This is a genomic window from Siminovitchia fortis (genome assembly GCF_003605365.2).
Lineage (GTDB): Bacteria > Bacillota > Bacilli > Bacillales > Bacillaceae_C > Siminovitchia > Siminovitchia fortis.
The window spans coordinates 1-6,111 of record NZ_QYTU02000068.1; the positions used below are offsets into that span (position 1 = coordinate 1).

Genomic DNA, 6,111 nt, shown 5'->3' on the forward strand with positions numbered 1-6,111 from the left:
CTAGATTTTACTTTCGTAATTCAGGATCATTAAGTCTGGGTCGATATTCCCGACTGTTTTAAACATAGCAATAGCGGGTATAAAAAAAAGACGCCAATTAAGCGTCTCAAAAAGCGATGAGGCCCAGGCTGATCTGCAAGGCATCATCCACTTTCTCCATCATTTCTTCATCCAGATGTGTAATCTTATCAGTAAGACGCTGCTTGTCGATTGTTCTAATCTGTTCAAGCAGTATGACTGAATCCCTTTCAAAACCGTAACGCTTTGAATCAATTTCCACATGTGTAGGCAGCTTTGCTTTTTGGATTTGGGCAGTAATGGCTGCAACAATGACTGTGGGACTGAACCGGTTTCCAATATCGTTCTGGATCACAAGCACCGGCCTGACTCCGCCTTGTTCCGAACCAACTACTGGGGATAAATCGGCGAAAAACACATCACCCCGTTTAACGACCAAAAGATCATCCCCCGCTTACAAGCCGCTCGACAGTATGCTCTGCCTCATATTCCGCCTGTATAGCCTCCGATGCGATAGCTAGGTTGATCTTTGCCATTTCCATGTAGCCTCGTCTCATTGATTCTACTATGTGGCGTTTTTTTCGTTCGCGAATGTACATTTTTGTAGCCCGGTAGATAAATTCATTTCGATTTACATTTTCTTGCTCCACAAATCCATCCAACTCTGCCAAGAGCTGCTGTGGTAAACGAATGATAATTTCAGTTGTTGCGCTGGATTCAGACACCAACTACACCTCCACCATATTTCAATCCACGCACCCGCGAGAGTGCAAAAAACAAACCATTTTTAAAAAAGCCTTAATATAAATCCACATACCATCATAACATCATTCATCCTTGGTGCAAAGAACATTTAACATTCTTTTAAAAAACAAAAAAGGACAAATCGTTTATATCCGGTAAAACTTGCCATGATCAGCTGCAAATTTTTAGTATTTCTTCTTATTATCGGCATGACAAAGAATTCCTTATACATGAATTCTTCTTTTTTGTCATAACTCCTTCTTTTTTCAGCAAAATAAATTAATTTTTTGCAAGAAAAGCGAAAGGCGGCTGCTTAGGGGCGACAAGCGCTGGCAGGCTCAGGACGCGACATCCTGTCTCTTCGCCTGCACTAGCACATCCTGTGCGTCGCTGGACAATAAAAAGCGGAAGACGTCGTTTATACTCCCCGAAAAAGCGGATTCTCGACNTAAAAAGCGGAAGACGTCGTTTATACTCCCCGAAAAAGCGGATTCTCGACTTCGATTAATTTAGAGCCCCTTTTATAAAAACGGGGAACACGAAAATTGATCATGCAGATCACTTCATAATTGATTGTGTCAAGCTTTTCGGCAATTTCTTCCACTGTTATAAAATCTCCGGTCCCCTGGCCGCCAATCAGGGTGACTTGCGTGCCAATCGGCATATAATGGGGCAATCTGACCATTGTCTGGTCCATGCAGATCCTGCCTACTATCTCCGCACGCTCGCCGCCGGCTATAACACTTTGTCCTTCCAGCTTGCGCAGCCAGCCATCTGCATAGCCGACCGGAATTGTCGCAATCCATTCTTCTTTCTCTGCCTGGTAGGCGGCCCCATACCCGATGCATTCGCCCGGCCGTATTTTTTTTACATGAACAATTTTACTGTGAAGCGAAAATACTTGTTTCCCCTTGTTCAGCGGTGGTCTTTCCTGTGAAGCGGAAAGGCCGTAGATAGCAATGCCTACTCTGACCGCGTTGAAAAAAGAATCATTGTGGCAAAGGGCGCCTGCACTATTGGCGGCATGTACGTACTTTGGAACTGTTTCCAGCACGGATACAAATTTTTTAAAAGCAGCCAGCTGCCCTTGATAATACTTTTCGCTGGCTTGGTCTGCGGTCGAGAAATGGGTGAAAATCCCTTCGAATTCAAATTCGTCTGTTTGTTTGATGAACTGCTCAATTTCTTTCAATTCTTCTTCATGCTTAAGTCCGATACGCCCCATTCCCGTATCGCACTTAACATGAATTTTCAGCGGCGGTACCCCGGCTCCCATTGTCCGGCCAGCCTCTTTAAGCCATTCCAATTGGACGACCGGCACTGAAATATGATGCCTGGCAGCAACGCCGGCATCCGCCGGCCTGATCAGGCCAAGTACAAGAATCGGCGCTTTTATCCCTTTCTGCCTGAGCACCAATGCCTCATCAAGCAATGCAACAACGAGGCCGTGGGCGCCTGCTTTCAATGCTTCTTTCGCAATTTGAAAATCTCCGTGTCCGTATGCATTTGCTTTGACTGCAGCAAACAATTTCGTTTCCCGAGGCAGCCCGTCACGGATTGTTTTTACATTTTGATACAAGGCATCTAGATCAATCTCTGCCCATGTATCACGAAAATATTGAGTTTGGCCAATCAAAAAAAGTCACGCTCCCCAGGAAATCAAATTGACTCCTATTTGATTATTCAATTCACTCCCGTATATGTCAAATAAATTTTGAAGTCATCTTTGTAAAAAATTGATGACAGTCAACGTAAAGCAATTGAGAGGAGCAACATTTTAGTCAAATATAAGCTCCCGCCTTGCAACGGGAGCTTTATCTTCACTATTTTACGCTTACAGCTTCAATATCTATATGTTGGAAAGTTTTTACATCGAATAGTCCGTTATCAGTAAGTTTCAGTTCAGGAATGACGGGCAGGGCAAGAAACGCTAAAGTGATGAATGGTTTGAATTCCATGGAACAGCCGATTTTCTTCAAAGCGCCGTTAAGCTCATGAATCCGTTCATTAATCACTCTGTATTCCATATCCGACATTAAGCCTGAAACAGGCAGCGGAAGGGAAGCGATCAGGTTTCCGCCTTCGACGACGGCAAGGCCGCCCTTCATATCTGCCGTCATCTGGATTGCCTTTAACAAATCTTCATCATTTGTCCCCGCAGCTACGATATTGTGGGAATCATGAGCAACCGTCGATGCAATCGCACCATTTTTGATCCCCAGTCCCTTGATCACTCCCAGACCAATATTGCCGGTCCTATAGTGGCGTTCGATGACAGCTATTTTCAACTGGTCTTTTTCGACGCTTGGCTGAAAATGGCCGTCTATGACATCCACCTCTTCGACGAGGTGCTTGGTCACAATCATTTTGGGCCTTATTTCAATAATATTCGCCATGTTCCCTTCGCTCATTTTCACTTTTAAGTCTTCCAGGGAAACAGAGCTGATATTGATGCTGCCGGTAATAATGGAAGGGGGGGTAACAGACGGCTTTGCAGGCCGGATGACGTCGCCGTTCTTCGCCACGAGCCTGCCGCCTTTATACACCCGTTCTATATCGACCTTCTCCAGGTCATTTAACAGTAAAAGGTCGGCTTCATATCCAGGCCCAATGGCCCCTTTTGTCTTAAGGCCGAAGCATTCTGCCGCATTCAGCGTTGCCATTTGAACGGCAGTCAACGGGTCCACCCCTTCCCTGATCGCCGTTTTCACATTGAAATCGATGCTTCCCTCATCAATGATTTCATCCAGATGCTTATCATCCGTAACGAACAGGCAGCGGCGCGCATTTTGTTCATTCACCGCTTTGAGCAGGGTGACCAGATCCTTTGCCGCGGACCCCTCACGAAGCATGACGTACATCCCTTTTCTCATGCGGACAAGAGCTTCTTCCGCAGTCACGCATTCATGGTCCGTTCTGATCCCTGATGCCATATAAACATTGATCCCGCCAGCATCAATACCGGATGCGTGGCCGTCAATGCACTTTTCTTTTGCCGAGGCATCTACGATCTTGTCCAGCATTTTATCATCCTTGTAAAGGACGGAGGGGTAATCCATGACCTCTCCAAGACCGATGACCCTTGGATGGGAATAATAAGGCTCCAAATCCGAATGCTCAAGTGTGGCACCCGAGTTTTCAAAAGGAGTGGCGGGAACGCATGAAGGCAGCATCAACAGAACTTCGAGGGGTATGCCTTCAGATGCTTCAAGCATAAAATCAATGCCGGCCGTTCCGCTTACATTCGCTATTTCATGGGGGTCGGCCACAACGGTCGTAACACCATGCGGAAGGACAACGTTGGAAAACTCCGAGGGGATGACCATCGACGATTCGATATGGACGTGCCCGTCAATAAAGCCGGGCACGACAAATTTGCCGGAAGCATCCACCGTCTCATATCCTTCAAACGTTCCTGTTCCAACAATATATCCATCAACGATCGCAATATCCTCTGTTATGATCTCTTTCGTAAAAACATTGACAACTTTCCCGTTTTTAATGACCAAATCGGCTGGGACTCTTTTTGCCGCCACGTCGATTCTTTTTTCCAGCATTTCCTTTGTAAAAGTCAATCAGTATCCCTCTCTCTATTTATCGGATTTAGCCGCTGCCCATTATAAAGTTGATGATGAACGCCGCACTTACGATATACATGATCCAGTGGACTTGGCCGGCCTTTCCTGTCAGAAGCTTCAATAGTGTATAAGAGATGAATCCGAAAGCCAATCCGGTGGCGATACTGTAAGTCAGGGGCATTAAAATGATCGTCAGGAATGCAGGGATGACATCTGTAAAGTCATCAAAACTGATATTTTTGATTTCGCCGAGCATGAGTGCCCCAACTAAGATGAGGATCGGAGCTGTTGCTACCGAAGGGACAAAAACGATCAGCGGGGCGAAAAACAATGCCAATAGGAATAACAGCCCGGCGGTCAGCGCAGTCAGACCGGTTCTGCCGCCTTCCTGAATACCTGTGGCGTTTTCCACATAAGCATTCAACGCAGTGCTTCCAAAAGCGGCACTTGCCATTGTACCGATTGAATCAGCCTGCAGGGCGCGGTCCAAATTTCGGATTTTTCCGTCCTTTTCGACCAACCCGGCTTTCTTCGTCAATCCGATTAATGTGCCCAAGTTATCAAACAGCTCAACAATTGTAAAGGAAAAGATGACGGAAAGGATACCGTAAGCGATGGCTCCTTTAATGTCCATTGCCAAAAATGTCTCGGACATGCTTGGCAGGTTAAACGAAACAATGTCTCCTATCCCTTTCGGAAATCCGACAAACCCTGTGATCATGGCAATGACGGTTGTTCCGAGAATACTGATGAGAAGTGCCCCTTTTACCTTTTTTGCCGTCAATACCGCTGCGATGATAAAACCGATTAATGCAAGGATCGGCCCGAGGCTTGTCACATCACCAAGCGCCACAGTTGTTGCTTCATTTGCAACGATCAATTCCGCATTGGAAAAACCGATAAAGGCGATGAACAAACCAATCCCGACGCCGATCGCCGATTTTAGTACGTCAGGAACCCCATCCACAATTTTTTGCCGGACTCCAGTCACTGTCAAAATTAAAAATAGAAGACCGGAAATAAATACCGCCCCAAGTGCCGTTTGCCATGTCAAGCCATGGCCAAGGACAACAGTATAGGCAAAGAAGGCGTTCAGCCCCATTCCTGGTGCCACTGCAACGGGGTAATTTGCCCAAAGAGCCATTAATATCGTACAAAAAACGCTCGCATAAATAGTTGCAGCCAATGCCGCTTCTCTAGGAATTCCGGCATCTGAGAGAATTGCCGGGTTAACGAAAATAATATAGCTCATTGTCAGAAAGGAAGTCAGCCCAGCAAGCATCTCCGTCCGGACATTTGTATTCCTTTCGGAAAGCTTAAACAATCTTTCCAACAGACTGTTCTGAGTTGGAGGCGGAACGCTGGGTCCCATATCTTTTTCTATCATACCCATACCAAGATCGCTCCTTTTTATTAAAATCAAAATCAGCTATTCTGCCAAGGACTCCTTATACCCCTCTTTAAAAACTGAAAAATCCTTGAATGCCTGACCCGATGTGTGGAAGCGGTTTCAAATGATGAAACACGCTGAGCCCCTATATTTGCAACCCACCTCCCCAGTTTATTTAATTTTCCGTATCGAAATGCCCACCTCCTCCGTGACGATCCTTAAAAAGGGACTCCCTCCATAAATGGAGGTCAAGAAGGAGCAGGCTTGATATTTAAAGTTCAAAATATTTATAATTGTTAGGGACCATTATACCATTTTTTAAAAAACGTACAACTCTCTCTCTTTATTTTTTGTAAATCAAAACCACCCGTGTGAACGGGT

General features: G+C 45.6%; 5 protein-coding genes. All 5 read right to left on the bottom strand.

The genetic code is table 11. The features are described from left to right. Window positions 1–106: 106 nt before the first annotated feature. Window positions 107–457 (bottom strand): type II toxin-antitoxin system PemK/MazF family toxin, encoded by a 351-nt coding sequence (locus tag D4N35_RS17365; RefSeq protein ID WP_018709209.1) that lies wholly within the window; start codon window positions 455–457, stop codon window positions 107–109. 4 nt (window positions 458–461) lie between these two features. Continuing rightward, complete coding sequence (locus D4N35_RS17370; RefSeq protein WP_018709208.1) at window positions 462–743, bottom strand: CopG family ribbon-helix-helix protein; 282 nt, start codon at window positions 741–743, stop codon at window positions 462–464. Window positions 744–1,231: 488 nt separating this feature from the next. After that, window positions 1,232–2,398, bottom strand: coding sequence for an alanine racemase (gene alr, locus D4N35_RS17375; RefSeq protein ID WP_120075928.1), 1,167 nt, complete (start codon window positions 2,396–2,398; stop codon window positions 1,232–1,234). Between the two features lie 187 nt (window positions 2,399–2,585). After that, on the bottom strand, window positions 2,586–4,337 hold the full coding sequence (gene ade / locus D4N35_RS17380; protein WP_120075929.1) for an adenine deaminase: 1,752 nt from the start codon (window positions 4,335–4,337) through the stop codon (window positions 2,586–2,588). Window positions 4,338–4,365: 28 nt separating this feature from the next. Then, window positions 4,366–5,733: an NCS2 family permease gene (locus D4N35_RS17385; RefSeq protein WP_120075932.1), complete on the bottom strand. Its 1,368-nt coding sequence runs from the start codon at window positions 5,731–5,733 to the stop codon at window positions 4,366–4,368. Window positions 5,734–6,111 lie beyond the last annotated feature (378 nt).

Excerpts from the sequence above, each read along its gene's own strand:
- D4N35_RS17385 (WP_120075932.1), bottom strand. The coding sequence starts at position 5,733 with ATGGGTATGATAGAAAAAGATATGGGACCCAGCGTTCCGCCTCCAACT.